The sequence below is a fragment of the Streptomyces sp. NPDC029956 genome (assembly GCF_055574655.1).
In genome coordinates, this window is sequence record NZ_JBVHZJ010000088.1 from 1 (window position 1) to 26,031 (window position 26,031).

A 26,031-nucleotide genomic window follows, 5' to 3' on the forward strand; every position below is an offset into this window, starting at 1 on the left:
TGATCGCCGGGCGGGGGAAGCACAAAAACTGGACCCGCCCAACCCCCCCCCCCCCCCCCCCCCCCCCTCCCCCCCCTCCCCCCCTCCCCCCCCCCCCCCCCCCCCCGCGTCCGACGTTCCGGCGTAAGTCGTTCCGGCGTCCGACGTTCCGGCGTGAGTCGTTGTGGCGTCAGGTCAGTCGTGCGTCGGCTCGGCGGCAGCCGAGCGACGCCCGCCGGCGGAGGCGACCAACGCGTCTGCCACGACCGCCGCGTCTGCCTCTGCGACGTCCGCCGGGTATTCCGGCAGCAGATCGTCCCAGACCGGCAGCCATGACCCGTACAGCTGGGCCTGTCCCTCGGGCCGGGCGAAGAACCAGATGTGCAGATGCGCGCCGCCGTCCCCGATGCGGTAGACGTGGGCCCGCGAGACGTGGGGCAGAGCCTGTACGTGTCGGACGATGTGAGTGGTCAGAACCCCCAACTCGGCCGCCAGTTCGTCGGGCAGGTCTGCCATGTCGTGGTGCTCGAGCGGATGCAGCATGAGCACCAGCGGCACACCGACGCCGGCGATCCGCGTGAGCCGCCACGTGTCGTTGAACCAGATGCCATCGCCCCGGTCACGGCACGACTCGCAGTTCGACGGGTCCTCGCCGTGTCGCGGAGGTTCGGGCAGAACGGGAGGGCGCAGGGGCGAGACGCGCAAGCCGTCCGCCTCGAACGGGCTGATGCTCCACCCTGTCATGCGCGCGAGCGGGAGCCGACGCTCGGCATCGGCGGCGGCAAGGGCGTGGTCGTAGAACTCGTCAGGTCGCAAAGCCATGGCCCGAAGACTAGTTCGACGTCGACGCCCGGTGCGGGCCGCTGCGCATCATCGCGGCCTCAGGAACGGCTCGACCCGTTCCGGACCGCGTCCGTGCGCATCGGATCGAGATCACCGCAGCCGACGGGCGCGCAGCACCAGGTCATCGGTGTGGTGTGCGCCCGCTCCGCCGTCGGGCGCCACGCGGGCGCGCCGTTCGTCCACTTCCACCGCCCAGTCGTCGCCGAGGAGAGCCGTGACCATCGCGGGCCAGACGTAGTCGGCCGGGTCGAAGCCGCTCTCGTCCGGCGGCCGGGTGTCCATTCCCGCGTGGTGGACGAGCAGCAGCACACCGCCGACCGCGACGGCCGCGGTCAACGCCCGCTCGGCGGCGGCGTCGGGGGTGCGCAGCAGCGCCGGATACTGTGCGGACACCAGGTCGAAGGAGCCCGGCGGGAACGCCGCGTCCGTCAGTGCTGCGTGGACCCAGCGCACGGTGACGCCTGCGTCTCGTGCGTGTCCGGCCGCCCGCTCCAGGGCCACACCCGAGACCTCGAGGGCGGTCACGTCCCAGCCGCCGTGCGCGAGCCAGACGGCGTCCGCACCCTCGCCGCAGCCGACGTCGAGAACCCGCCCTGGAGTGAGGCCGGCGACCTCCGCCACGAGCGCGCCGTTCGGCCGGCCGCTCCAGAGTTGTTGCCGGTCGGCGTACCGGTTGTCCCACTCCGCCCGCAGTGCGGGGTCTCCGACGTAGGCGTCGATGGGCGAGGGGGCGTCGGACGCGGGCGATCCCGCTGCGATGTTCTCGGTCACGGACCCACCATGCCCATCCGGCTCCACTCATGGCGCGAAATTTGCCGGTCCGGCAAGTTCGGCGGCCGGAGGCGGAGAGACAGGGAGTCGTCTCCGTCCGACGCACCGTTGCTGAAATTCTCCATTCAGGATCTTGATACCTGTTCGACGCTATGCGAGATTCGGCGCACGCAGTCACGTGTCAACGGCTGCGCTCCGTCCGGACACACCGGAATCGCTGCGGGAAAGGTCTCCACCATGCCGGTCCAGCACACCCCCGGGGAGCGACTCTCCATGGAGACGCGCACCATCGAGGTCATCCCTGACGCCGAGCGGCACGGCACGCCGCGTAGCCAGTTCACTCTGTGGTTCGGCGCAAACATGCAGATCACCGCGATCGTCGACGGCGCTCTGGCAGTCGTCTTCGGCGCCGACGCGCTCTGGGCGATACCCGCGCTGCTCATCGGCAACCTGCTCGGCGGCATCGTGATGGCGCTGCACTCCGCGCAGGGACCGCGGCTCGGTGTCCCGCAGATGATCTCCAGCCGCGCGCAGTTCGGCGTCCACGGGGCGGTCCTCCCCCTGTTGTTGGTGATCCTCATGTACCTCGGCTTCGCCGCGACCGGCAGTGTCCTGGCCGGCCAGGCACTGTCCGAGATGCTGCACATCGACAACACGAACGCCGGCATCCTCCTCTTCGGCGCGCTGACCGCCGTGGTCGCGGTGACCGGCTACCGGCTCATCCACATCGCGGGGCGCATCGCCACGGTCGTCGGCGTGCTCGGCCTCGGCTACCTGCTGGTGCGGCTGTTCACCCAGTACGACGTCGGCGCGCACGTCGGGAACAAGGGCTTCGAAACAGCGACCTTCCTCCTCGCCGTGGGGCTCGGCGCCGGATGGCAGCTGACCTTCGGCCCGTACGTCGCCGACTACTCGCGCTACCTGCCGCGCGACACCAGCACGCGCACGACGTTCTGGTCCACGTTCGCCGGCTCCGTCATCGGCTCCCAGTGGGCGATGACGCTGGGAGCGCTCACCGCCGCCGTCGCCGGCAAGACCTTCCTCAGCGACCAGGTGGGCTTCCTCGGCGACCTTGCCGGGCCCGCAGTCCTCGCGTTCCTCATCTACCTGGTGATCGTGGTCGGCAAGCTGACGGTCAACTGCCTCAACGCGTACGGCGGCTTCATGTCGATCCTGACCACGGTCACCGCGTTCGACGGCCGCTCGCGCATCTCGGCCGCCGCCCGAGCCGCCTACATCCTCGGCTTCACCGCCGTGTCGATGGTCATCGCGCTGGCCGCCAGCGACGACTTCCTGAACAACTTCAAGAACTTCGTGCTCCTCATCCTGATGGTGTTCACCCCGTGGAGCGCGATCAACCTCGTCGACTACTACCTGGTCTCCCGCGAACGCGTCGACATCCCCGCCCTGTACGACCCGGACGGCCGCTACGGCCGCTGGAACGTCACCGCTCTGGCCTGTTACGTCGTGGGCGTCGCCGTCCAGATCCCGTTCCTGGCCACCAAGCTGTACACCGGCGCGCTCACCAAGAGGCTCGACGGCGCCGACATCTCGTGGATCGTCGGGCTCGTGGTCACCGCGGCCCTGTACTGGCTGTGGGTGCGGCGCACGGCCGACCCGCCCGCCGAGACCGTCCACCCGACCGTCACCGAAGCCGACGCCACGGCTGCGCCCGTCGGCTGACCCCCGTACGCACCCGTCGGGCGCACCGTGCGCCCGCGAGGCGGCGTCGGGCGAGAGCTGTGCGACCGCTCGCCCGACGCGCCGCCGTACGCCCCGACGCGTCGTCGTACGCGGCCACCGCAAGGAGCCGGGACCAGGTAAATGCGTCGACAGCGCCCTCGGTACCCGGCAGAGTGGCCGCCCGTGACGAGCAGTGAGCTGTGGACCCGTGCGACCGCCGACCGCTACGACGCCGAGGAGGCCGAGTCGTCCTCGGCCGCCGTTCTCGGACCGACTCTCGACTTCCTCGCCGAGCTCGCCGGAGACGGCCGGGCCCTGGAGTTCGCCATCGGGACCGGACGAGTGGGCGTCCCGCTCCGGGAACGCGGCGTGCCGGTCGTGGGCATCGAACTGTCCGAGCACATGGCAGCGGTGCTACGGCCCAAGATCGACGAGGAGACGCTCCCGGTGGTCATCGGGGACATGGCCACCACCGTCGTTCCCGGCGAGTTCACCCTGGTCTATCTCGTCTACAACACCATCACGAACCTGCTCACGCAGGACGAGCAGGTCGAGTGCTTCCGCAACGCCGCACGTCATCTGGAGCCCGGTGGCCGATTCGTCATCGAGCTGGGCGTGCCGCCGCTGCGGTTCCTTCCACCCGGACAGGTCGCCGTGCCGTTCGACGTCTCCGAGCAGCATCTCGGCTTCGACACCTTCGACCTGGTCGAGCAGATCCTCGTCTCGCACCACGTCACCCGCGACGGCGAAGACGGCCGCTACCGCCGTGACGACTCCCGGCACCGCTACGCCTGGCCGGCCGAGCTCGACCTGATGGCGCGGATCGCCGGGCTCGAGCTGGAGCGTCGCGTCGCGGACTGGGAAGGGGCGCCGTTCACCCAGGACTCCGCGAAGCACATCTCCGTGTGGCGCAAGCCGACCTGAGGCCGGCCGGCGGGCCGGCGACGTGCGTCGTGCCCGTCTCTTGACTCCGGCAGTGCCTGGGCCGGCCCCCTGTGACGCCCGTGGCGCCGTCCGGGCAGGTCCGACGACGAGGAGCACGGTGATCACCCAGGGCGTGAGAATCGCGACAGCCTGCGAAGCCTGCGGCGGCGTGCTGATCCGGGATATCGGCCAGTTCATCGACCGTGGGAGTCTCTGGTGGGGAACCGAGGGGAGCTGCCGGGGCTGCCCCGTCGCCTGGTGCGAGCAGGACAGCGGTGGGGCGACCCCTGAGGAGTTCCGCCAGGCGCTCCTGGCCGAACACGGGCCTGCCAGGCTCCGGTCGGCAGAACCCGAAGCGCGTCCCGTGAACGTCCTGCGTGCCCTGCGTGAGGTGGACGAGCTGTCCCTCGCACGAGCGCGAACGATGGCGGACCAGCTGAGAACGACCGGCTTGTCGGGCACACTCGTCGAGATGGAGCTCGTCGCGGCGCGCCTCCGGCCCGCTCGGTGGCCGTGACCGTGGAGACCTCGCCCAGCTGACCGGCAGCGGCGGACGACACACCGGACGAGACCGTCTCCGTCCCCATGCGAGGAAAAGGGCGACCGCGTGATGAGCGAGGCCGTGGGCCCCTGGGTCCACCGGTATGTCGATCATGCGAACTACGCGCGTCGACCTGCCCGTACGCCGTTGACGGCCCTGTCCGTCTCGACAAGACTCCTGGCTCATGCAGCCCCCGCGTGACCGCTCGGTCACCCGCTTCCAGCGCCGGCACGTGGACCTCGTCCGTGTCGCGAGCGCTGTCTGTCGCTGCCCCTGACCGTTCGCTTCCCACTCGCCCCGCACCCCACGCATCCTCCCTTCACCCCGCCCGCCGGGCCTCGGAGGCATGCCCGCACGCCCTCCTGGAGACCCGTATGTCCACGCCCCTGTCCCGCCGCGCCCTCGGCGGGGTCGCCGCCGGTGCCGCAGCTGCCGCCGCCCTGGGAGCCACCGCCTCCGCCGCGCAGGCGTCGCCCACGGCCGTCCCGCGGGAGCGGCCGTTCCGAGCCGCTCGGCCTCGCCGCCACTCCCGACGGCCCAACATCCTCTTCATCCTGGGCGACGACCTCGGCTGGGCCGACCTCTCCTCGTACGGCTCCCCGCACATCCGCACCCCCCACCTGGACCGGCTCTCCCGCGAGGGCGTCCGCTTCACCGACGCCTACTCCGGCTCCGCGACCTGCTCCCCCACCCGCTTCAGCCTCTACACCGGCCGCTACCCGGGCCGTACGAAGGGCGGGCTCGCCGAGCCGATCGCCGACAAGTCCGTCGGCCTTGAGCCCACCCATCCGACGCTCGCCTCGCTCCTCCGGGATTCCGGCTACGCCACCGCCCTGATCGGCAAGTGGCACTGCGGCTACCTGCCGGACTACTCCCCCACCCGTTCCGGCTGGGACGAGTTCTTCGGCAACTTCGGCGGGGCCCTGGAGTACTACTCCAAGCTCGGCCTCGGCGGCGAGTACGACCTCTACGAGGGCGACGCCGAGTACAAGGACCTTCGCTACTACACCCGGATCCTCACCGAGCGGGCGAGCGAGTACGTCAGCCGCGACCACGACAAGCCCTGGCTGCTCAACCTGAACTTCACCACCCCGCACTGGCCCTGGATAGCCGACGGCGACAAGGAGGCGAGCGACGAGATCGTCCGCCGCATCAAGGCCGGCGACCGCTCCGCCCTCTGGCACCAGGACGGCGGCTCCGTCGAGAAGTACAAGGAGATGGTCGAGGACCTCGACCGCTCGATCGGACAGGTCCTCAAGGCGCTGAAGCGGTCCGGCCAGGAGGAGGACACGCTCGTCTTCTTCGCCAGCGACAACGGCGGCGAGCGCTTCTCCTACAACTGGCCGCTCGCCGGCAACAAGGGCTCGCTCCAGGAGGGCGGCATCCGCGTCCCGTCGATCCTGCGCTGGCCCGCCCGGATCGACGGAGGCCAGGTCAGCGACCTGCCGGTGTTCACGCCCGACTGGACGGCGACCCTGCTCGACCTGGCCGGAGCCCGCCCCCACCCGGCGTACCCCCTCGACGGCACGAGCCTCGCCGGGCACCTGCTCCGCGGCGCCGACGTGCCCGAGCGGGATCTCTTCTGGCGGGTACGGGGCGAGCGGGCACTGCGCCGCGGCGACTGGAAGTACTACCGGGGCAAGTCCGGCCGCGACCAGCTCTTCCATCTGTCCGAGGACTCCCGCGAACAGGCCGACCGGGCGCCGTTCGAGCCTGCGCGACTCGCCGAGCTGCGGACCGCGTGGGAACGGATCGACGCGGGGCTGCTCCGCTACTGAGGCGTGGCGGAGGTCCGTGCGGCGAGGTCCGCTCCCGAGCTGTCGGTGGGTGGCGGGGATCGCCGCCAGGCTCCGCTCCCGGGCCGTCGGTGAGGCGGGGTGACGCGGCCGGCCCCTGCCCCTCATCCATCGGTGAGGAGCAGGGTTTCGCGGCGAGGCCCCGCCCCTCATCTGCCGGTGAAGGGCGAGGGCTCGCTCAGTGGAGCACCTCACGCTCCCATTGCCCCTGCTGCTGGGTGTGCAGACGCCAGTAGTGCTCGGCGATGTCGTCGGGGTCGTACGCGGTCCCGGGTGCGACGACCCCGCCGACGGTGACCGTGGCCACGTGCACACCCGAAGGTCCGTACTCGGCGTCGAGCAGTTCGACCAGAGCCCTCACCCCGGCCTTGCCCAGGGACAGGCTCACGTACTGCGCCTTCATCTCGGGCATCCCGCCGGTGACGACGAAGGTTCCCCGTCCGCGCCGTGCCATCCCGGGCAGGACGTGTGCGGCGGCGGTGAGCGCGCCGAGGACGTTGACCGCGTAGGTGTCCGCGTGGTCGCGGAGCGGGAGTTCGCCGACGGCATCGGGTCGGATGACGGCCGCGTTGTAGACCACGACGTCGGGTTCGCCGAGTTCACCGGCGGCGGTGTCCAGGGCGGCGCGCAGCGCCGTCTCGTCGGCGGCGTCGGCCGTGAGGGGCACGGTCCGCACCCCGGGAGCGCCGATGGACTCGGCCGCCGCCGCCACCGTCTCCCTCGTCCGCGCGATCAGCGCGACCGGCAGCCCCTCCCGAGCGAACCGCCGGGCCACGGCCTGCCCTATCCCCGGCCCCGCCCCGATGATGAATGCTCCCGCCATGACCGCTCCCTCTCCCCGCAGTGCAACGACAGGAACGTCAACTGCCCACGGTCGGCATGTCTTCCCGGGGTGCCGCGGGCAGCGGGGCCGGTGGTCACGGAGGGGAGGGCGAAAGGGGCGTACCTGTGGTTGCGGCGAGCGGCGATCCGCCCGTCAGCTCGCCGGGATCACGGCAGCAGCACCGCACCGAGGCCTGCCGAGTGGGCCGTACGAAGGGTGATGCGGGGTTGTCCGATGCTCTCCGGCACCGGGCGGGTACACGAAACGGGCGGGGGTGACCCGACGCACTCGTCGAGTTCTGTAAGGAGCCCGTCCGGCCATGCTCATCGATCTGACACGCCGTACCGCGCTGGTCACCGGCTCCACCCAGGGGATCGGTGCCGCCATCGCCGCCGGTCTGGCCCGGGCCGGAGCCCGCGTCGGCGTCAACGGGCGGACCGAGGAACGCGTCGAGCAGGCCATCGCGGTCATGCGGGCCGAGGCCCCCGACGCGGATCTGGTTCCGGTGGTCGCCGACGTCGCCACCGAGCACGGCGCGCGGCTGGCGGCCGAGGCGCTGCCGCACGTGGACATCCTGGTGAACAGCCTCGGCATCTTCGGCGAGGCCGACCCGCTGAAGATCAGCGACGACGAGTGGCGGCGCTACTTCGAGGTCAACGTCCTGGCCGCGGTGAGGCTCATCCGTCAGTACCTTCCCGGCATGAGCGAACGCGGCTGGGGGCGGATCCAGAACATCGCGAGCGACTCGGCGGTGGTGATCCCCGCCGAGATGATCCACTACGGCATGTCCAAGACGGCCCTGCTGGCAGTCACGCGCGGCTTCGCCAAGCAGGCGGCGGGGACCGGCGTCACCGTCAATTCCGTCATCGCCGGCCCCACGCGCACGGGCGGCGTGGAGCAGTTCGTGTACGAACTGGTGGACCGCTCGCTGCCGTGGGACGAAGCGCAACGCGTCTTCATGCGCGAACACCGTCCGCAGTCCCTGCTGCAGCGGCTCATCGAACCCGAGGAGATCGCCGGCATGGTGGTGTACCTCGCCTCCGAGCACGCGTCCGCCACGACCGGCGGCGCCCTGCGTGTGGACGGCGGGTACATCGACTCCATCCTGCCGTAGCGGAGCCGGCAGCCGTCGTACGACGAGCTGCCCCTGGCCCCTTGCGCCTGGCTCGTCGGGCGCCTGTGACCCGTCGCCTGTACCCCGTAGTCCGTAGCCCGTGGGCCGATGCCCACGGGCTACGGGTCGTGGGCTCGCGGGTCGTGGGCCGCCGCGTCCGTCCCGTCGCCGTCCCCAGAGCCCCGGCCCCAGCCCCAGCCCCAGCGCGATGGCACACGGCCGTTCCGGGGCGGGTATTTCGTGAGCCTGTTTCTGCGCTGGGCGCACCCATGGGCCGCTCCAGCGCGCTGTGCGCTCGCCGGATCAAGTGAATACGGGTGGGTGCGCGTTGGTCCGGATATGCCAGGGGGAACCTTCCGATCAGCGGACCTCACCGTCGAGAAGGACACGAATGACGAGCCAGGTTACCGAAGTTGAGCTGGAAGGCCTTCTCCGTAAGGCACTGCACGCCACGGGTACGGACGCGCGTTGGGCGGCCGAATCGGACGAGATGTGGTGCCGTGTCACGCCCGGTTCGGGGACACGGCGCGAGCAGGGGTGGAAGCTCCATCTGTCGGCGACGGCCGCCTCCGCGCCGGCTGTCCTCGAGAGGGCCTTGGAGGTGTTGCTGCGGGAGGAGTCGGCGTTCAAGTTCGCCCGGTCGCTGGACCAGGTGAGTGCGCTCAACTCCCGTGCCACGCCCCGGGGAAGCTCGGGCAAGTTCATCACCGTCTACCCGCGCTCCGACGACGGGGCGGCCCGGCTCGCCCTCGACCTGCACGAGGCCACGGCGGGACTCGCCGGCCCTCGGATCCTGTCCGACCAGCCGTACGCCGTGCACTCGCTGGTGCACTACCGGTACGGCTCGTTCATCGGCCGGAGGCGGCTCTCGGACGACGGGCTGCTGGTGTGGTTCATCGAGGACCCCGACGGCAATCCCGTCGAGGACAAGCGCACCGGGCAGTACTCTCCGCCCGCGTGGGCCGTCTCTCCCTTCCCCGCCACGGTGCCCGTCGTGCCGCGCGCGACGGACGGGGCCGAGAGGACGGAGGCGTCGGAGGAGACTGACGGGGCGACCGCTCCGGTGCTGCTCGGTGGTCGTTTCGCGGTTCGGGAGGCGATCCGGCACACCAACAAGGGCGGCGTCTACCGAGGCAGCGACGTCCGTACGGGCGCTCTCGTGGTGATCAAGGAGGCCCGTCCGCACGTGGAGGCCGACGCCTCGGGCTGCGACGTCCGGGACTGGCTGCGCGCCGAGGCCCGGACCTTGGAGAAGCTCAAGGGCACGGGGCTGGCTCCGGAACCACTGGCGTTGTTCGAGCACGGCGGGCACCTCTTCCTGGCCCAGGAGGAAGTGCCGGGGGTCACCCTGCGTACCTGGGTCGCAGAGCACTTCCGCGACGCCGGAGCGGAGCGCTACCGTGCCGACGCGCCGGCGCAGGTCGGACGCCTGGTGGACCTGGTCGCGGCGGCCCACGCGCGGGGCTGCGTCCTGCGGGACTTCACCCCCGGCAACGTCATGGTCCGACCGGACGGTGAACTGCGCCTCATCGACCTCGAACTCGCCGTCCTGGAGGACGAGGCCGCCCTGCCGACCCGCGTGGGAACCCCCGGTTTCAGTGCCCCGGAACGCCTGAACGACGCTCCCGTCAGTCCGACGGGCGACTACTACAGCCTTGGCGCCACCGCATGCTTCGTACTGGCCGGGAAGGTGCCGAACCTGCTGCCCGAGGAGCCCGCCACCCGGGCCGCGGAGCAGCGGCTCGCCGCATGGCTGACCGCCTGTACCGGGCCGCTCCGGCTGCCGGACGGGCTCGCGGAGATGGTCCTCGGGCTGATGAGGGACGACCCCGCCGAGCGGTGGGACCCGGAGCGGGCGCGCGAGGCCCTCCGGAAGGCGTATCCGTGGCAGCCGGGAAACCACCCGGCCCCGCGCCCGGCGCAGAACGGACACCGTGACGCCGGCCGTGACGCCGGCCGTGACGAGAGTGGGAGCGACGGTCCACACGATTCGGCGACCGGGGCTGCGGACCACGGGGTGGCAGGAGCCGTGGACCGCGCGGTGACCGGGATCGTGGACCATCTCGTCGATTCGATGACTCCCGGGGACGAGCGCCGGCTGTGGCCCGTGTCCACCACGGCCGGGGAGGCCGACCCCTGCACCGTGCAGCAGGGCGCGGCCGGTGTCCTGGCCGTACTGACGCGGTACTGGGAACTCACCGGTGACGACCGCCTGCCCGAGCTGATCTCCACCGCGGGCCGCTGGATCGCGGACCGTACCGATCTCCGCTCCACCCGCCCCGGTCTGCACTTCGGCGGACGCGGAACCGCCTGGGCGTTGTACGACGCCGGGCGCGCCGTGGACGACCGGGCGCTCGTCGACCACGCGTCGGCCCTGGCGCTGGCCCCGCAACAGGCGGCTCCCCATCACGACATCACCCACGGCAGCGCGGGCAGTGGGCTTGCCGCGGTCCACCTGTGGCACCGCACCGGTGATCCGCGCTTCGCCGAACTGGCCGTCGACGCGGCCGACCGGCTGGTGGCCGCGGCACGGCGTGATCGGTCCGGAGTGAGCTGGCCGGTTCCCGGGGAAGCCGCGTCCCCTGAGGGCGGCAAGCGCTACCTCGGCTTCGCCCACGGAAGCGCCGGCATCGGGTACTTCCTCCTCGCCGCCGCGACCGTGTCGCAGCGTCAGGAGCACCTGGACCTCGCGGTGGAGACCGGCGAGCACCTGCTGGCCGACGCCGTACTCACCGGCGAGGCTGCCCAATGGCCCGCCCAGGCCGCGGACCCGCCCACGGCCCCGTACTGGTGCCACGGCGCGGCGGGCATCGGTTCCTTCCTCGTCCGGCTGTGGCAGGCCACCGGGGACGACAGGTTCGGCGACTTCGCCCGCCGCAGCACGTACGCCGTCACCGAGCGCGCCTCCCGCGCCGCCCTTGCCCAGTGCCACGGTCTGGCGGGCAACGGTGACTTCCTCCTCGACATGGCCGAGGCGACGGGTGACCCCGTCCACCGCGCCACGGCCGAGGATCTGGCCCGCCTCATCCTCAGCGAGAGGGCCCGACGCCATGCCCAGGTGGTCTTCCCCAACGAGTACGGGGACGTCTCGACCAGCTGGAGCGACGGATCCGCCGGAATCCTGGCCTTCCTCCTGCGGACCCGTCACACAGACCCCCGGCACTGGATGGTCCGGATGCCGGTCTGAGCGGCAGCACGACTGTCGCCAGCTGTCAGAACGAAGGAGAAACCATGGAGAACAACGACATCGAACTGCTGGCCCGTCTCCACGCCCTTCCGGAGACCGACCCCGTCGGCGTCGACGGAGCGCCGTTCGCCGCGACGTGTGAGTGCGTCGGCCTGCTGACCCTGCTCAACACGGTCTGTATCGGCATCAGCTGCGCGTAGCACCGGCACCACCATCCGGCCGGCGGCCCACCCGGGAAGCCGCCGGCCGGATGTTCCCCGGGAACCGGCCCCCTCCCCGCCACGCCGACTCCATGGCCCCGGGCCGATCCCACGGTCCGGCGCCGCGGTGGCGTGGCGGGGAAGGTGCCGGCTCCCCGACCGCCGTCCCGACTCCGCCGCGGGAATGCGCACCCGGCCGCCTCAGCGCGCCTGAGTGGCCAAGGACGGCGAACCCGACGATGAGGAGCCGACCGTATGCAGCGACCCGCCGGCGACGAGGACCGCCCGGACCACCCGCACCCGCCCGCCGCTGTCGACGGCCTGTCCCCCACAGCCGTCACCACGGAGGCCGTCTCTCCGACCGTCGCCCACCACGTTCCCGAGCCCGTGTCCGCCATCAGCATGCGCGGCCTGGTCAAGAGCTACCCCGGTCCGCAGGGCACCACCACCCACGCGGTACGGGGCCTGGACCTGGACGTGCCGCAGGGCGAGACCTTCGCCTTCCTCGGGCCCAACGGTGCGGGGAAGTCCACCACCATCTCCGTGCTGTGTGCCCTGGCCCGCCCCACCGCCGGTCACGCCAGCGTCGCCGGCGTCGACGTGCTCGCTCGGCCCCACGAGGTACGGCGACGTGTCGGCATGCTCTTCCAGCACAGTTCCCTGGATGCGGACCTGACCGCCGAACAGAACCTCCACATCCACGCACGGCTCTACGGGTTGTCCCGCCGTCATGCCCGCTCGCGCGCCGCGGAGGTGCTCGAGACGGCCGGTCTGACCGACCGGCGGCGCTCCCCCGTGCGCACCCTTTCGGGCGGCATGCGGCGCCGTCTGGAGATCGCCCGGGCCCTGCTGCACTCTCCCCGTGTGCTGTTCCTGGACGAGCCGACCACCGGACTCGACCCGCACGCCCGCGCCCAGGTCTGGGAGCATCTGCGCGCGTTGCGCGACCGGCACGGCAGCACGCTCTTCGTCACCACCCACTACCTGGAGGAGGCGGAGAACTGTGATCGCATCGCCATCATCGACGGTGGGCGCGTGGTGGCGCAGGGCGCGCCCCTCGCGCTGAAGGCCGCGATCGGGGACGACCTGGTCGTGCTGCGTACCAGCGACGACACCGCGGCACAGTCGGTCGTGCGCGGCATCGTTCCGCCGGACCGTGCCATCACCGCGGGCACCGGCGGGGTCTCCCTGCGAGTGCCGGACGGCAGCACCTGGATTCCGCGTCTCTGTGCGGCACTGCAACGCCACGGCATCGCCGTACACGCCGCTTCCGCGGCTCCGCCCACGCTTGACGACGTCTTCTTCCACCACACCGGCCGCAGCCTCGACACCACGAAGCCGAACCACGCACCGGCCGCGCCCGCATCGCCGTGCGCACCCGCGTCGGAAGGCGGCGACAGCCGATGACCGACCTCACGGTGAAGACCCCGGACGCGCCCGACACCCCGAACGGCTCGGACGCCTCGGACGCCTCGGACGGCCCCGGTGCCCCGGGCGTCTCCGGCACCTCGGGCACATCGGGCGCCTCGGGCACCTATGACGGCGGATGGCGGACCCGTCTCCGTCACGAACTGCGCGCGATCCACGCCCTGGTCCACCGCGACCTGCTGCGCCTGGCGGGCCAGCGCACCCACACCGCGCTGATGCTGCTCCACCCGATGCTCTACCTCCTCATCCTGGGAGGCGGACTGGCCGCCCTCATCCCCCGTTCCTCCCTGGGCGTCGGCTACCAGGCCTACCTCTTCCCCGGCATGCTGATGATGACGGTGCAGACGCCGGCCATCATGGTGGGCATCCGTCTGATCACCGACCGGCAGAGCGGCTACCTGCGGGAGCTCCTCATGGCCCCCGTCAGCCGCGCCACCCTCCTCCTGGGACACTGCGCCGGCGGCACGATGACCGCCACGGCGCAGGGCGCCGTACTGCTCGGCCTCGCCGGTACGGTCGGCCTGCCCTACGACCCGCTCCTTCTCGTCCTGCTCCTCGCCGGGATGGTCCTGGCCTCGTTCACCATCACGGCTCTGGCCCTCGCCCTGGCCGTGTCCCTGCGCAGGGCGGAGACGTTCCACACGCTCCTCGGCCTGATCATGATGCCGCTGCTGTTCCTCTCCGGCGGATTCTTCCCCCTGCACACCCTGCCGGGCTGGGCTCACGCCCTCGCCGCCGCCAACCCGCTGGCCTACGCGGTGGACCTGCTCCGCCGGTGCATCACCCACCGCGTGTCCGACCAGCAGGCCGCCGCCGGCATCGAATGGGCGGGCCGGCAGCCGCCCCTCCCCCTCGAAGCCGGCCTTCTCCTCGCCACCGGCATCGTCGCCCTGCTGTGGGCGGCACGACGCTTCAGCCGCCCGGAATGACACCGCGTCGGACGCCGGGGGAGTCACGTGGTCAGGTCGTGCCGACGCCGCTCCGCGCCAGCGCGAACACCCCGAGGACGATCAGCCCGATGCCCGCGAGCTGGGGCAGCAGCCACCAGCCCGCCCGTACGTGCTCCTCGTACAGCAGGACACCGAGGGCCAGGCTCACGGTCGCGTCTCCGAGGGTCAGGGCCGGCTGCGAGGCGACGAGCGGACCGCCCTGCATGGCGTGTTCGAGGAGCAGGAGGGCAGCGATCCCGGCCGCACAGAAGGCGTAGGTCTGCCAGGACGTCAGGAAGGCGCCGATGCCTCCGTCGCCGAGGATGTGCATGGACGTCTTCATGAGCGCGGCGGTGAGCGCGTAACAGATCGCCGTCGCGGCGCCGAGACAGCCGGCCCTCGCGCGTCCGGGCGGTCTGCGCAGTCCGACGGCAGCGAGGACCACCACGGCGACGGCGCAGGCCGCCAGGACCGGCACCCAGCGGTCCAGCTCCACATGGGTGCGGTTGCCGGTGGGCGAGGCGGCCCCGAGCGCCACTCCGAGGCCGAGCACGACCCCTGCCACGGCGGCCCAGAGCCGGGCGGGCAGTCGTTCCCGCGTCAGGAGGGTGGCGATCAGCAGGGCGAGCGGAAGTTCGAGGACGAACAGCGGCTGCACGAGGGCCAGCGGCCCGGTCGCGAGTGCCGCCGCCTGTCCGACCCCTGCGGCGATGACGGCGAGGATGCCGGCCAGCCACAGGGGACGGTGCAGCAGGTCGAGGATGAGCCCGGGCCGGAAGGAGTCGGACTGCGGGACGGTGAGCGCCGCACGCCGCTGGAGCACGGTGGCCAGCGCGTTGCTGAACGCCGCGAACAGCGAGAAGAGGACCGGCAGGACGACGCCCATGGACCGATCCTCACCGGCACGGCGGCCGACCGGGGGCCGACACCGGCGGGCACCCGTACGGAGGACCCGGTCGGGCCAATGCCCGCCCTCGGACCATGCCGAGCGGATACGGGGAACGGCGGCGCCGAGGACACGGCAGCAACGGGGGTCGGGCCCGAGCCCCTCGTGGCGGCCGACCGCGGACGGCCCCGCACACGTCCGCCCGGCTCCCTGCTCCGATACGAGCGGGGGCCGGGCGGTCGGTCGTCTCCGGTGCGGTGCCGGGGCTTTCTAGGGCGCGATCTCGAACTGCGGTGGCTGGAGGCCCGCCAGGCAACCGGTGTCCGGCGCGGCCGGGTTCGCGAAGAACGAGGTGGTGATCGTCTGCGCGCACGGCGAGTCGGCGAAGACCACGTGGGCCACGTAGGGGACCGTGACGGCGTGGGACCTGCTCAGCGTACGGGCCACGTAGGCCCCGTTGCTGGGCGCGGTCTGGGCGTCGAAGCCGCCGGACAGGGCGAGGGTCGGCATGTCGCTCCGGGTCACGTCCCGGATCCAGGGAGGCGCCGCGGGGACGTCCCAGGCGCGGCAGTCGTCGTGGAGCCAGGCGAGTTGCGGGGCGTTGGCGAGCATCGACCGGGGGAAGGACGGGAACGCGCGGCGTCCGCCCCGGATGATGTCGGCCCGGCTCTCGTACGGGGTCCACTGGCTGCAGAAGACGCCGTAGACCAGCCCGTGGGCGACCCTTCCGATGGCCTGCGGGCTGTACTTGCCGCCGGCGAGCTGCTCGGCGATCCGCTGCGGGTTGCCGTGGGCGAGTTCGTCGAGGGAACGGGGCACTCCGGCCGCCACATGGGTGGCCGAGGTCAGCCAGGCGACCAGGTTGCCCCCGTCGAGGACGACCTTCACCGGCTCCGGGTGCACCGGCACCGTGACGGTGGTGGTGATCGGGTCGGCCTCCAGTTCGCTGACGAGGCGGAGGAAGGTGGCCTTCAGGTTCGGGTAGCGGGTGTTGCAGGCGGGCTGGTCCGCGCAGGCCTTGAACAGGCCGTCGAAACCCTCTCGTGCGGCCTTCCAGGTCACGGCCCCGCCGCCCAGGGACGGCGGCAGGACGCCGTCGATGCCGACCGACCGGATGCCCTTCGGGTGCAGGCGCATGTAGTTGAGCGCCAGGTGGGTGCCGTAGGAGATGCCGAAGACGTTCCACTTCCTGACGCCCAGCGTCCTGCGCAGCGCGTCGTAGTCGGCCGAGCTCTCGATGTCGTTGTAGGCGCTGCGGTCGGCGCCCAGTCCGTCCACCCGGTCACGGCAGGCCCGGGTCGCCTCGACGTGCAGGCGGCCGGTGGACGGCGCGTTGGAGACGAGACCGAGGGCGCGGGCGTTGAACTCGTCGATGTTCGGGCAGGTGAGCACCGGGTCGGCCGAGTAGGTGCCGCGCTGGGACATGAAGATCACGTCCCGGTCGCGGTTCAGGTCGCCGGCGAGAGCCATCGGGATCTCGGAGACGGCGTCGTCGCCGGGTCCGCCGGCGAACCACACGATCGGGTCGGGTGCCGGGGTGGCGGACTCCGCGGGCATGATCGCGACGGCGAGGGTGATCCTGCGTCCTTGGGGGGCCCTGGACTCCTTGGGCCCGTGCGGCCCCTGGGACTCCTTGGGCTTATCGGTCTCCTTGGGCCCGTGCGGCCCCTGGGGTCCCTGGGTCCGCGAGCGGCTCTCGGGCACGGTGAGGGTGCCGCAGCGTGCGCGCGCGAGGTCGGGGATCGGGTCCGCCGTCCTGGGGCAGGGGCCGGGTTCGAAGCGGGCGTCTCCCACCGTACGGGCGATCGTGCCGATCGGGCCGTCGGTGCCGGACCCGGCGTGTGCGGGCATCGCGGCGAGGCCGACGACGAGGGCGCCCGCCGTGGCTCCTGCCAGCGTCGCCGGGAGCCGCCTGGCGGGGCGCCGGCGGGGGGTCGTGCGAGGGGACATCGTGCGTTCTCCGGATTCCGGGTCAGGGGGTGATGGTGAACGGTTTGGGCACGACACCCGCCACGCAGTCGGTGTCGGGCGCGGTCGGGCGTGCCAGGAAGGAGCGCAGGACCGACGCGGCGCAGGGCTCCTGGGGCACCACCCAGTGGGTGATCCCGGGGACCACCACGGCGGTCGAGCGGGGCAGTGTGCGGCCGGCGAACGGCCCCCAGCTCGCGCCGGTCTTCGCGTCGAAGGTCCCGGTGACGATGAGCGCCGGCACCTTGCTGTGGGTGGCGACCCGCTGGACCGAGGTGCGGTCCGGTACGTTCCAGGCGCGGCACAGGTCGTGCTCGAAGGGCAGCTGCGGCGCGTGGGCCAGCACGGAGTCCGGGAAGCCGGGGAAGGCTCGTCGACCCGCCTCGAGCACGTCGCGCTTCGAGTAGCCCGGCGCCCACTCGGCGCAGGCCACCGAGTGCGTCAGCCCGTGCGCGAACTCGCCGATGGCGGGTGTCGCGCCGGCGGCCTGGGCCTGCGCGAGGCGCTCCGGATTGCCTGCGGCGAGTTCGTGGAGCGCGGCGGGGACGTCCGCGGACGGGACCAGCCGGCCGTTGGCGACCAGCAGGTTCACCAGCGTGCCGCCGTCGAGGACGACCTTCACCGGGGTACCGCCACCGGGCGGCGGCACGGTCAGCGTCAGGGGGTTGGCCTCCAGCCGCCGTACCTGCTCCGTGAGCGTGCGGGAGAGGTCCGGGTATCGGGCGTCGCACGCGGGCTGGGCCTCACATGCGGCGAAGATCGCGTTGATGCCCTCCTGGGCGCTGTCCCAGGCCCACGGCAGGCTCACGGTCTGTGGCGGCACGACCGAGTCGATCGCCAGCGAGCGGATGCCCTGGGGGTGTCGGCGCAGGTAGGTGAGGCCCAGGTCGGTGCCGTACGAGTAGCCGTAGACGTTCCACTTCCTGATGCCCAGGGCCTTGCGCAGGTCGGCGAAGTCCGCGGCGTTCTCGGTGGTGTTGTAGGCCGCGAGGTCGCTCCCCTCTGCGGTCAGGCGGTCCCGGCACTGCTTCGCGGCGCGTACCAGGCCTCGCCCGGTGGACGGCGCGTCGTAGGGCAGTCCGACGGCGGTCGCGTTGAACCGGTCCAGCTCCGGGCAGGCGAGGTTCGGCTGCGAGTGGAGAGCGCCGCGCTGGGTCATGACGATCAGATCGCGGTCCCGGTTCACCTGAGAGGCGATCAGGAAGGGGATGGCCCCGATCGCGTCGCCACCGGGACCGCCTTCCATGAACACCACCGGGTCCGAAGCGGGCTTCGCCGAGGTGGCCGGAATGATCACGACGGCCGTCCGGATGGTCCGGGACTTCTTGCGGGTGCGGTTCTCGGGCACCTCGAGGAACCCGCATCGCCCGGGGATCGGCTCTGTCGTCTCGGGGCACGGGCCGGGCACGAACCGTGCCGGGTGGCCCGGCCCGGGCCCCTCGGCAGGGGGTGACAGGGCGCTGCCGGGGGTAGGGCTGAGCGCGCCGATCACAGCCAGGCCGACCGCGACGAGCGCTGTCCGGGCACGCGTGCGGTGGGGGCTCCCCACCAGGGGGACGCGTCGCGGCGTCCTGCGGCGTTCGGCCCGTACGGCCCGTACGGCGGCGGCTGCCGTGACCATCCGGGCTGCCGTGACTGCCCCGGCTGCCGTATCGGCCCTGACGGCCCTGTGTACGGACGGACGGTCGTCCGGACCGATGTTCTGTTCCGCCATGTGATCCCCTCTCTCGGACGTCCCCCGCCGCTCGGGGCCGGGGCGCGTGGGTGTGGCCGTCCGCCGCGTGGCCCGGCAGGATCGGCGCACGCCAGCCTGCTTCCGTGGCGGGAGGCCCACCACTCAAGGACTCCACTCGGAGCAGACGTTCGCCGCGCGAGCAGGGGAGGATCCGTGGAAGAGCCGGGGTTCCGACACACCTGCCCCGGCTGTCCGACCGGGTCGGCCGTGACGCCCTGCCATACGGGTACCGGCGGCTCCTGACACCGGCCTGGCCGTACTCTCCGTGGGGCCGACCGGGTGACGGTCCAAGGCTGCGATGCACAGCACTTCGGCCGTCGTGACACGTTCCCTCCTATCGTGGAGGAGCACACGGGTGGTCGACGTCGGGACGGTCAGCGGGATGAACGAGCAGCAGGTCGACTACGCAGCCGTGTTCCAGACCCTGCCCGGCATGGTCGCACTGCTCACTCCCGACCTGGTGTACGTCGACGTCAACGAGGACTTCGCTCGTCTCGCCGGGCGTTCCCGCTCCGAGCTGGTCGGCCGCTACATCTTCGACGTCTTTCCGGAGAACCCCGGCGACCCGGCCGCCGCCGGCATGCGGGAGACCGAGGCGTCGATGCTGCGCGTGGTCTCCACCGGCGAGCGCGACACCATGGCTCTGCTCCGCTACGACATCGAGGACTCCGAGCGGGCCGGCCACTGGCAGGAGCACTACTGGAGCCCGGTCAACGCGCCCGTACTGGGCACCGACGGCCAGGTGGTGCTGATCGTGCACCGGGTCGAGGAGGTCACTTCGCTCATCCGGGCCCGTGGCAGTCTGACAGGTACCACCCAGGCAGCCAGGCTGGAGGCAGAGCTCTACACACGTTCCCGGGAACTGCAGGAGGTCAATGAGCGTCTGCGTATGGCGCACGCCCGGGAGCGCAAGGTGGCGCTGGCCCTCCAGGCGGCGATGCTCCCCTCCCCCGGCCCCGTCGGACACCATCGGGCGGCCGTGCGCTATCGCCCCGCGGTCGGCGGGCTCAACGTGTGCGGCGACTGGTACGACCTGGTCGGCCTCCCCGGGGACCGGATGGCGGTGGCCGTCGGCGACGTGGTGGGCCACGGCCTCACCGCCGCCTGCGTCATGGGACAACTGCGCAGTGCGCTGAGCGCGGCGACGCTGGTCGCCGACGGCCCGGCCCAGGCGCTCGAAGTCCTCGGGCTCTACGCCCGTTCCGTCGAGGGCGCCGAGTCGTCCACCGTGGCGACGACCTTCATCGACTGGAGCACGCACACCCTCACCTACAGCAGCGCCGGGCATCCTCCGCCCGCGCTGCTCACCCCCGAAGGCGACGTGGTCTTCCTCGACCAGGCGACGGACCCGCCGCTCGGCGCCCGCCCGGAGCACGTCTCCCGCCCCCAGGCGACCGCCGCCTTCAGCGAGGGCGCGACACTGGTGATGTACACCGACGGCCTGATCGAGCGCCGCTCGGAGGACATCGACGTCGGCCTCGCGCGCCTCGCCGACTCCCTGCGACGGCGGAGGCGGGACACCCCCGAGGTCCTGGCCGACGCCCTCCTCACGGACCTCCTGAACACCAACCGCAACACGGATGACACGGCGCTCGTCGTCATCCGCCTGTGAAGTCCGCGGCCGTGAGGGTGGATTCGTCGGGTCGGCGGTGCAAGGGCCGGCGGCGATCCGCGGGCGGCCTGGCAGTCCTTGCCGGTCAGGTCGCGGGCCTGACCCTGGTGTCCGTGGCCGCTCGGCGACCCACCCCGTACGCTCAGGCACGTGCAGCCCTCGACCGAGCCCCCTGAGCACGTCCCCTCCCCCGCCGAAAGGCCTCGCCGGCTGCTGGTCCTCCGGCACGCCAAGAGCGCCTGGCCGAAGGGCGTTGGCGACCACGACCGCCCCCTCGGCCCGCGCGGCCTGCGTGACGCCCCGGCCGTCGGGCGCTTCCTGGCCGAGGTCGGCGGGCTGCCGGACCTGGTCCTGTGCTCCCCGGCCCGGCGCGCCCGCCACACCTGGGAGCTGGCGGCCGCGGAGCTGGACGGCGCCGTACCGACCCGCCACGACCCGCGACTGTACGGGGCGGACGGCCCCGAACTGCTCGATGTCCTCCACGGCGTACCCGACGAGGTCGCGACGTTGCTCCTGGTCGGGCACAACCCGGGCCTCGAGGACCTGATCCTCCTGCTCGCGGCCGGAGCGGCCGGTGCAGTGGGCGCGGACGCGGACGCGGACATCCTGGACCGGGTACGGACCAAGTTCCCGACGTCGGCGATCGCCGTCCTGTACTGGTCCGGCACCTGGACCGACCTGCGCCCGGGTGTGGCGCTCCTGACGGACCTGGCGGTTCCCCGTGGGGTCCGTGACCCGTCCTGAGCGGGCCCCGAGGTGGGAGCCCTCCGTGAGACGCGCCCCTGGTCGGCCACCGTGGCGGCGGACGCCACGTGACGCCATAGGGCGTCACGTCACCTCACTTCACCTCACCAGGTGCGGTCGAGCAAGTGGGTGGACAGTACGTCCAGTTCATGTGCTGCGGGGTGATTCAGCGGCGCTTCCCGCAGTGAGCGGCGGGCTGCGTCCAGGTGCCGACGTGCCTCCTCTCGGGTCTCGGTCCGCCCGCCGGCCTCCTCCACGAGGCCCGCGACGTGTTCGGCGGTCTCGCCGTCGATCCGCCGTCCGGACGCGAGCAGCGCGTCGAGTTCGCGTGCGGCCCCGCATCCGCCGGCCAGTGCGATGAGGACCGGGTAGGTCTTCTTGCCCTGTCGCAGGTCGGCGTGGACGGGCTTTCCGGTGACTCGCGGGTCGCCCCAGATGCCGAGGATGTCATCCACCGCCTGGAACGCGAGGCCGAGATGGCGTCCTGCCCGGTCGAGCGTGCGCACGGTCCTGTCCTCGGCGCCGCCGAGGATCGCGCCGAGCGCGAGCGCGCACCCCAGCAGGGCGCCCGTCTTGTGTTCGGCCATGGACCGGTACTGTTCCGGCGCGACCGCCCCGGGTCCGGACCAGGGGCGGTCCTCGAAGCGCAGGTCCTCCGCCTGGCCGGACACCAGGGTGGTCAGGGTCCCGCACAGGTGCCTGACCGCGGCCCCCGTGCAGGGGCCCGGGGCCTCCGCCAGGCTCGTCACGGCCTGGGCGAGCAGCGCGTCGCCGGCCAGGACGGCCGGGCCGGTCCCGTAGGACTTCCACACCGCGGGGCGCTGCCGGCGCAGCGCGTCGGCATCCATGATGTCGTCGTGGAGGAGGGAGAAGGTGTGCACGAGTTCGACGGCGACCGCGCCCGGGACGGCGTCGGCGCCGTCCGCGCCGACGGCCTCGGCGCCGAGCAGGGCCAGCGCCTGCCGCACTCCCTTGCCCTCGGATCCGCCGGGGTCCGGGGTTCCGGCCGTATCGGCCCAGCCCAGTGCGTACGCCGCCATCTCACCGGTCCAGGGGTGCAGCCGGCCCACCGCCTCCACCAGCGCGGGGCGGACCTGATCACGGCACCGGCCCAGGAGGTCCGTCGCCGAGAGCTCGTGGACCCGAGGCGGGCCCCCCGCGGCCATGGTCATGGCGCCCGCCACGCCGGTGAGGGTGCAGACCGCTCGGGCCGATGTCGGGAGGGAGCTCACCGCAGTCCCTCCACGTCGGCCTTCCGCAGGGCTTCCGTCCCGACTGCCGGCAGCACCGGGCCGGCTGTCCCCGGTCCGCGTCCGTCGTGGTCCGGCAGTGGGCCGACACCCAGTTCCGCCGCGGCCTTGTCCACCATGTCCCGGGCGTGTCGCAGCCCGATGCGGTCCAGTGCGGTGCGGAGTTCGGTCAGTTCCGCGGCGGTGTGCGCGGCGTCGCGGCCGAGGCGGGCGTCGGCCTTGACCAGTCCCAGCCTCGACAGTGCCGTTCCCCGCGGCTCCTCCATCTCGCGGAACTCCTCCAGAGCCTGCGCGTACAGGTCGCGGGCCTGCTCGTAGCGGCCCGCCCGGTACAACACGTTGCCACGCATCTTGTGGTTGTAGGCGAGCGCGCCGGCCAGCCGTATCTCCCTGCATGCCTCCTCGGCCCGCGACAGCAGGGACAGGGCGCGCTCCACGTCGCCGTCCCGTACGGACACCACGTCGGCGATGCCCCGCAGGGCCCATGCCCATCCGCGCCGGTCCTCGGCGCGCGACGCCGTCTCGGCCGCCTCCTCGAAGAGGGCCAGCGCCTCGTCGTAGGAGCCGGTGTTGCGGTGCATCTGCGCGATTCCCTCCAGGGCCCACACCGTGTGACGGGCCTCGCCGCGACGGCGGGCCTCGGCCAGCAGCTGTTCGTGCAGCCGGCCCACCGCCTCGTAGTCGCCCTGGATGCGCCCGGTCTCGGCGAGCCCCGCCAGCGAGTAGCCGCGCACGACGATGTCCCCGCCGCGCTCGCCCGCCTCGGCCGCGAGCCCCAGCAGCCGGTACGCCAGCCTGAGCGCACCGCGTTGGCGGGCGAGTGTGCCGCCGCTCCACAGCGCCCACGCCATGGCCCCCTCGTGACCGGCCGACCGCGCCGCCCGGTAGCTCGCCTTCCACGCCCGGTCGGCCTCGTCGTTCCGCCCGAGCCTGCGGCAGGCCTCGGCCACGGCCAGCCCGCAGCGTGCCGCCTCCCTCAGGTCTCCGGTCTCCTCGGCCGCCCGGAGTTCCTGCACGCCCCGGGCGAGCACCTCGGGCAGGGAGGCGTTCACGGACAGCGACCCCAGCGCCCCTTGGTACTCCGGCGCCGACGCCATCGCCGGCCTCTCCGTCACCTGACCTGCCATCAGAACCTCCTCGGGTCGGCTCGACGATCAAGCCGACGCGAGGATCAAGACGGTTGTCCCGGGGCGAGGTTCCGCTTCTGTCGCAATGTCCGTCTCCGTGGGGGCGCCGGATCATCCTCAAGTACGACGCGGTGGCCGGAGGTCCCCAGCGAGGGGGACGCCTGAACGGCTTTCCGTGTGTGCGGGAGCTCTCCTGTCGGCGACGTGGTCTCGCGGGAGTCGTGTGCGCCTGCCGGTCGAGGACATCGAACCAGCGGCCGAAGCCGCCGGAGCCGGTCGGCGGCCGGGCGGGTCGGTGCGCCGCGGCCGCCGCGCGCGTCAGCCGGCCGGGCACTCCTTCCATGCCAGGTGGTAGACGGTGCTGATGTCACCGTCCGTGGAGTCCATGGTCATGTAGCTGGTGGCGCCGGGGCTCGAGGTGCCGGCGTTCACCCGGAGTTCGGTGTTGATGTTGAAGTTGCGCTGGACACCGCAGGGAGCCCACACCAGTTGTGCCCAGTCGGTGTCGTCGGTCGTCTGCCAGTTGTCCTCGTACGGGCCCCGGAAGGTGTGCGTACGGGAGGCCGTGCTCGGCGAGCCCTGGAAGTAGTACGAGGCCTTCTCCGTGCTGCTCGCTCCGCGCTGGAGCGAGGCGTAGCCCCGGTAGTCGGCGCTGGCGATCGCGTACGTGAAGCCCTGCGGGACGTGCACCAGAAGGTTCAGCTGACAGTTCCTGCGGGCCGCCGTCGGGGACGAGCCGCCGCCCACCTGCGCGAGGTACTCGCTGTAGGTGACGGTGAAGGCGGTGTTGTCCTCGGACACGGCGATGGCGGCGGTGCCCAGGGGGCAGCCGGATCCGTTGACCGTGGCGATGTCGATGACGATCTTGTCCGGCGGCGGGTCGACGATCGACCCCGGGCCGGCCTGTGCGGGCAGGGCCGAGACGAGCAGGGCGGCGACCGCCGCGCTCACGAGCAGGGGAACTCTCATGTTTCTCCCATCCGGTGCTTCGGTTCCCGACGGGCGCTGACGCACGGGGGCGTCGGCGCCACGGGCCGGGATGCGGCGCGCCGCGCTCAAGGGCGGCGCGCCATGACGGACCTACTGCGGTGGAGACCTGGTGCGAGGTGCGAGGAATCGGGACGGCCGGAGTACGCAGTGGGGTAGTCCAACCGGCAATGGTTGAACTATCATGCGTATGAACTCTGCCCGGCCACACCGCCGTTGTGAGCGGGGATGGTCGAATGCTAGGTGCCCGCGTCCGTCGGGGCAGGGTGGCGCCCAGCCATTAACCGCACCGCGAAGCCCCCTCTTTTTGGCGTGGAAGAGCGCACAGGGCCTCTTGACGCCCCGGAGGCAGGACGGACGGTCGTCCCTCACCGGCCGGTGAGGGAGCCGGGTCGTGCAATCAGTCGACCGGGTGGACCAGTTGGCTGGTCAGTTCGTATCGCGCGCCGACGATCGCCAGCCGTCCCTCCCCGATCCTCGTCGCGAGGTCGGGCTCCGCGGCGAGCTGTGACCGTACGAGCCGTACCTGTGCCGAGACGGTCGCGTCGATGCGGGCGGCGCCCTCGTGCGCGTGGTCGATCGCGGGTTTGATCCGGTCGGCGATGTACTGGATGTGCGCGGGGAGCCGCTCGCCGCTCTCCTCCGCGTGGACGGCCGCGGACACGGCGCCGCACGACTGGTGTCCGAGCACCACGACGAGCGGGATGTCCAGCTCCAGCACGCCGTACGCCACGCTGCCGAGCACCGCCTCGTCCAGGACCTCTCCCGCGGAACGTACGGTGAGGAGATCGCCGAGGCCTTGGTCGAAGACGAGCTCGGGTGCGACGCGGGAATCGATGCAACCGAGTACGACGGCGAACGGATGCTGTCCGGAGACCATGTCCCTGCGGACGGCGAGCGATTCGTGCGGGTGCCGCTCGTGGTGGGTGCGCCAGCGTCGGTTGCCCGCGTTCAGTTCGCGTAAGGCCGCCGCGGGAGTGGCGGGCCGGGGCTTCTCGTGCGCCCGCGGTGTCGCCGATGCGGGAGGGAGGTCCCACGCCCAGGACCCTGCGGTCAGCGCCGCTCCGGTGAGGGCGGTGCGCAGCAGGGTGCGACGCGAGGAGGAAGCCGCCACGGAAGGGCCCTGGGATATGTGAGGTTCTGAGGATGAAGGAGTCTGAGTCACACGAGGAACGTACGGGCCCTGCGAGGCCGCCCGGTCGTGCATTGCTCAACGCTCAGCACGTCTTTGACGACTCTTGAAGCCGCACCGACGAAGGTCCCGACCTCCACCCGGGTGGCCGCCGACGGACGACCTGTGGCTGCGCGTCCCAGCGGCGGCCGCGGCGGCGCCGTCGCCGACGCCGCCCTCGGGGCCACGCCCCAGGCCCGTCGCCGCACCTTCCGCCCGACGCCCTTCACCCCCCGCCTAGGTCCTGTCGTCAAACTCCCGTCGTCGCCCGAAGGGCGGCCCCGCGGCGTCAGGTGCGTGCTCTCGGCGCGCCGGGCACAAGTCCTCGTACTG

General features: G+C 72.2%; 22 protein-coding genes. 12 read left to right on the forward strand and 10 right to left on the reverse strand.

Translation table 11 applies throughout. The annotated features are described in order from the left end of the window. Positions 1 to 174: 174 nt before the first annotated feature. Both ACZ4XX_RS38125 and ACZ4XX_RS38130 read right to left on the reverse strand, forming a co-directional pair. The gene (locus ACZ4XX_RS38125) at positions 175 to 801 is read right to left on the reverse strand and encodes a hypothetical protein (RefSeq protein ID WP_468512398.1); all 627 of its coding nucleotides are present in this window, start codon (positions 799 to 801) and stop codon (positions 175 to 177) included. 111 nt (positions 802 to 912) lie between these two features. Beyond that, the gene (locus ACZ4XX_RS38130; protein WP_468512399.1) at positions 913 to 1,593 is read right to left on the reverse strand and encodes a class I SAM-dependent methyltransferase; all 681 of its coding nucleotides are present in this window, start codon (positions 1,591 to 1,593) and stop codon (positions 913 to 915) included. 237 nt (positions 1,594 to 1,830) lie between these two features. On the opposite strand from ACZ4XX_RS38130, the gene ACZ4XX_RS38135 reads away from it, so the two are divergent. The 5 genes from ACZ4XX_RS38135 (at position 1,831) to ACZ4XX_RS38155 (ending at position 6,519) form a co-directional block, all read left to right on the forward strand. Next, on the forward strand, positions 1,831 to 3,276 hold the full coding sequence (locus tag ACZ4XX_RS38135; RefSeq protein WP_468512400.1) for a purine-cytosine permease family protein: 1,446 nt from the start codon (positions 1,831 to 1,833) through the stop codon (positions 3,274 to 3,276). Positions 3,277 to 3,459: 183 nt separating this feature from the next. Continuing rightward, positions 3,460 to 4,200, forward strand: a complete 741-nt coding sequence (locus ACZ4XX_RS38140) for a class I SAM-dependent DNA methyltransferase (RefSeq protein WP_468512401.1) — start codon at positions 3,460 to 3,462, stop codon at positions 4,198 to 4,200. Between the two features lie 118 nt (positions 4,201 to 4,318). After that, on the forward strand, positions 4,319 to 4,717 hold the full coding sequence (locus ACZ4XX_RS38145) for a hypothetical protein (RefSeq protein WP_468512402.1): 399 nt from the start codon (positions 4,319 to 4,321) through the stop codon (positions 4,715 to 4,717). 208 nt (positions 4,718 to 4,925) lie between these two features. Next, positions 4,926 to 5,018: a putative leader peptide gene (locus tag ACZ4XX_RS38150; RefSeq protein WP_468512403.1), complete on the forward strand. Its 93-nt coding sequence runs from the start codon at positions 4,926 to 4,928 to the stop codon at positions 5,016 to 5,018. A 97-nt stretch (positions 5,019 to 5,115) separates the two neighbouring features. After that, entirely contained in the window at positions 5,116 to 6,519 is a 1,404-nt protein-coding gene (locus tag ACZ4XX_RS38155) for a sulfatase family protein (RefSeq protein WP_468512404.1), read from the forward strand. Positions 6,520 to 6,715: 196 nt separating this feature from the next. Here the strand turns inward: ACZ4XX_RS38155 and ACZ4XX_RS38160 are convergent, their stop codons facing one another. Then, the gene (locus tag ACZ4XX_RS38160) at positions 6,716 to 7,360 is read right to left on the reverse strand and encodes an SDR family NAD(P)-dependent oxidoreductase (protein ID WP_468512405.1); all 645 of its coding nucleotides are present in this window, start codon (positions 7,358 to 7,360) and stop codon (positions 6,716 to 6,718) included. Between the two features lie 319 nt (positions 7,361 to 7,679). Here ACZ4XX_RS38160 and ACZ4XX_RS38165 point away from each other — a divergent pair, with 319 nt between their 5' ends. From ACZ4XX_RS38165 to ACZ4XX_RS38185, 5 genes are all read left to right on the forward strand, one after another. Then, positions 7,680 to 8,474: an SDR family NAD(P)-dependent oxidoreductase gene (locus tag ACZ4XX_RS38165; protein ID WP_468512406.1), complete on the forward strand. Its 795-nt coding sequence runs from the start codon at positions 7,680 to 7,682 to the stop codon at positions 8,472 to 8,474. 391 nt (positions 8,475 to 8,865) lie between these two features. Further along, a complete protein-coding gene (gene lanL, locus ACZ4XX_RS38170) occupies positions 8,866 to 11,661 on the forward strand; it encodes a class IV lanthionine synthetase LanL (protein ID WP_468512407.1) in 2,796 nt (931 codons plus the stop codon). Between the two features lie 44 nt (positions 11,662 to 11,705). Further along, positions 11,706 to 11,861, forward strand: coding sequence for a VenA family class IV lanthipeptide (locus ACZ4XX_RS38175; RefSeq protein ID WP_383856551.1), 156 nt, complete (start codon positions 11,706 to 11,708; stop codon positions 11,859 to 11,861). 255 nt (positions 11,862 to 12,116) lie between these two features. After that, positions 12,117 to 13,268 carry an ABC transporter ATP-binding protein gene (locus tag ACZ4XX_RS38180; protein ID WP_468512408.1) on the forward strand — a complete coding sequence of 384 codons (1,152 nt, stop codon included), beginning with the start codon at positions 12,117 to 12,119 and terminating at the stop codon, positions 13,266 to 13,268. Then, positions 13,265 to 14,218, forward strand: a complete 954-nt coding sequence (locus tag ACZ4XX_RS38185) for an ABC transporter permease (protein ID WP_468512409.1) — start codon at positions 13,265 to 13,267, stop codon at positions 14,216 to 14,218. The genes ACZ4XX_RS38180 and ACZ4XX_RS38185 overlap by 4 nt, the downstream gene beginning before the upstream one ends. Positions 14,219 to 14,249: 31 nt before the next feature. On the opposite strand, the gene ACZ4XX_RS38190 is transcribed toward ACZ4XX_RS38185, so the two are convergent. The 3 genes from ACZ4XX_RS38190 to ACZ4XX_RS38200 form a co-directional block, all read right to left on the reverse strand. Next, entirely contained in the window at positions 14,250 to 15,104 is an 855-nt protein-coding gene (locus ACZ4XX_RS38190; RefSeq protein ID WP_468512410.1) for a DMT family transporter, read from the reverse strand. 270 nt (positions 15,105 to 15,374) lie between these two features. Next, positions 15,375 to 17,054: an alpha/beta fold hydrolase gene (locus ACZ4XX_RS38195; RefSeq protein ID WP_468512411.1), complete on the reverse strand. Its 1,680-nt coding sequence runs from the start codon at positions 17,052 to 17,054 to the stop codon at positions 15,375 to 15,377. A 22-nt stretch (positions 17,055 to 17,076) separates the two neighbouring features. After that, positions 17,077 to 18,786, reverse strand: coding sequence for an alpha/beta fold hydrolase (locus tag ACZ4XX_RS38200; RefSeq protein ID WP_468512412.1), 1,710 nt, complete (start codon positions 18,784 to 18,786; stop codon positions 17,077 to 17,079). 403 nt (positions 18,787 to 19,189) lie between these two features. On the opposite strand from ACZ4XX_RS38200, the gene ACZ4XX_RS38205 reads away from it, so the two are divergent. Together ACZ4XX_RS38205 and ACZ4XX_RS38210 are read left to right on the forward strand one after the other, a co-directional pair. Continuing rightward, entirely contained in the window at positions 19,190 to 20,419 is a 1,230-nt protein-coding gene (locus ACZ4XX_RS38205; RefSeq protein ID WP_468512413.1) for a PP2C family protein-serine/threonine phosphatase, read from the forward strand. A gap of 150 nt (positions 20,420 to 20,569) precedes the next feature. Continuing rightward, positions 20,570 to 21,163: a SixA phosphatase family protein gene (locus ACZ4XX_RS38210; protein ID WP_468512414.1), complete on the forward strand. Its 594-nt coding sequence runs from the start codon at positions 20,570 to 20,572 to the stop codon at positions 21,161 to 21,163. Positions 21,164 to 21,267: 104 nt separating this feature from the next. On the opposite strand, the gene ACZ4XX_RS38215 is transcribed toward ACZ4XX_RS38210, so the two are convergent. From ACZ4XX_RS38215 to ACZ4XX_RS38230, 4 genes are all read right to left on the reverse strand, one after another. Continuing rightward, positions 21,268 to 22,335 (reverse strand): polyprenyl synthetase family protein, encoded by a 1,068-nt coding sequence (locus ACZ4XX_RS38215; protein ID WP_468512418.1) that lies wholly within the window; start codon positions 22,333 to 22,335, stop codon positions 21,268 to 21,270. Between the two features lie 56 nt (positions 22,336 to 22,391). Continuing rightward, positions 22,392 to 23,540: a tetratricopeptide repeat protein gene (locus ACZ4XX_RS38220; protein ID WP_468512415.1), complete on the reverse strand. Its 1,149-nt coding sequence runs from the start codon at positions 23,538 to 23,540 to the stop codon at positions 22,392 to 22,394. A gap of 318 nt (positions 23,541 to 23,858) precedes the next feature. Next, the gene (locus tag ACZ4XX_RS38225; protein ID WP_468512416.1) at positions 23,859 to 24,509 is read right to left on the reverse strand and encodes a DUF4360 domain-containing protein; all 651 of its coding nucleotides are present in this window, start codon (positions 24,507 to 24,509) and stop codon (positions 23,859 to 23,861) included. Positions 24,510 to 24,927: 418 nt separating this feature from the next. Next, the gene (locus tag ACZ4XX_RS38230) at positions 24,928 to 25,641 is read right to left on the reverse strand and encodes a carbonic anhydrase (RefSeq protein WP_468512417.1); all 714 of its coding nucleotides are present in this window, start codon (positions 25,639 to 25,641) and stop codon (positions 24,928 to 24,930) included. Positions 25,642 to 26,031 lie beyond the last annotated feature (390 nt).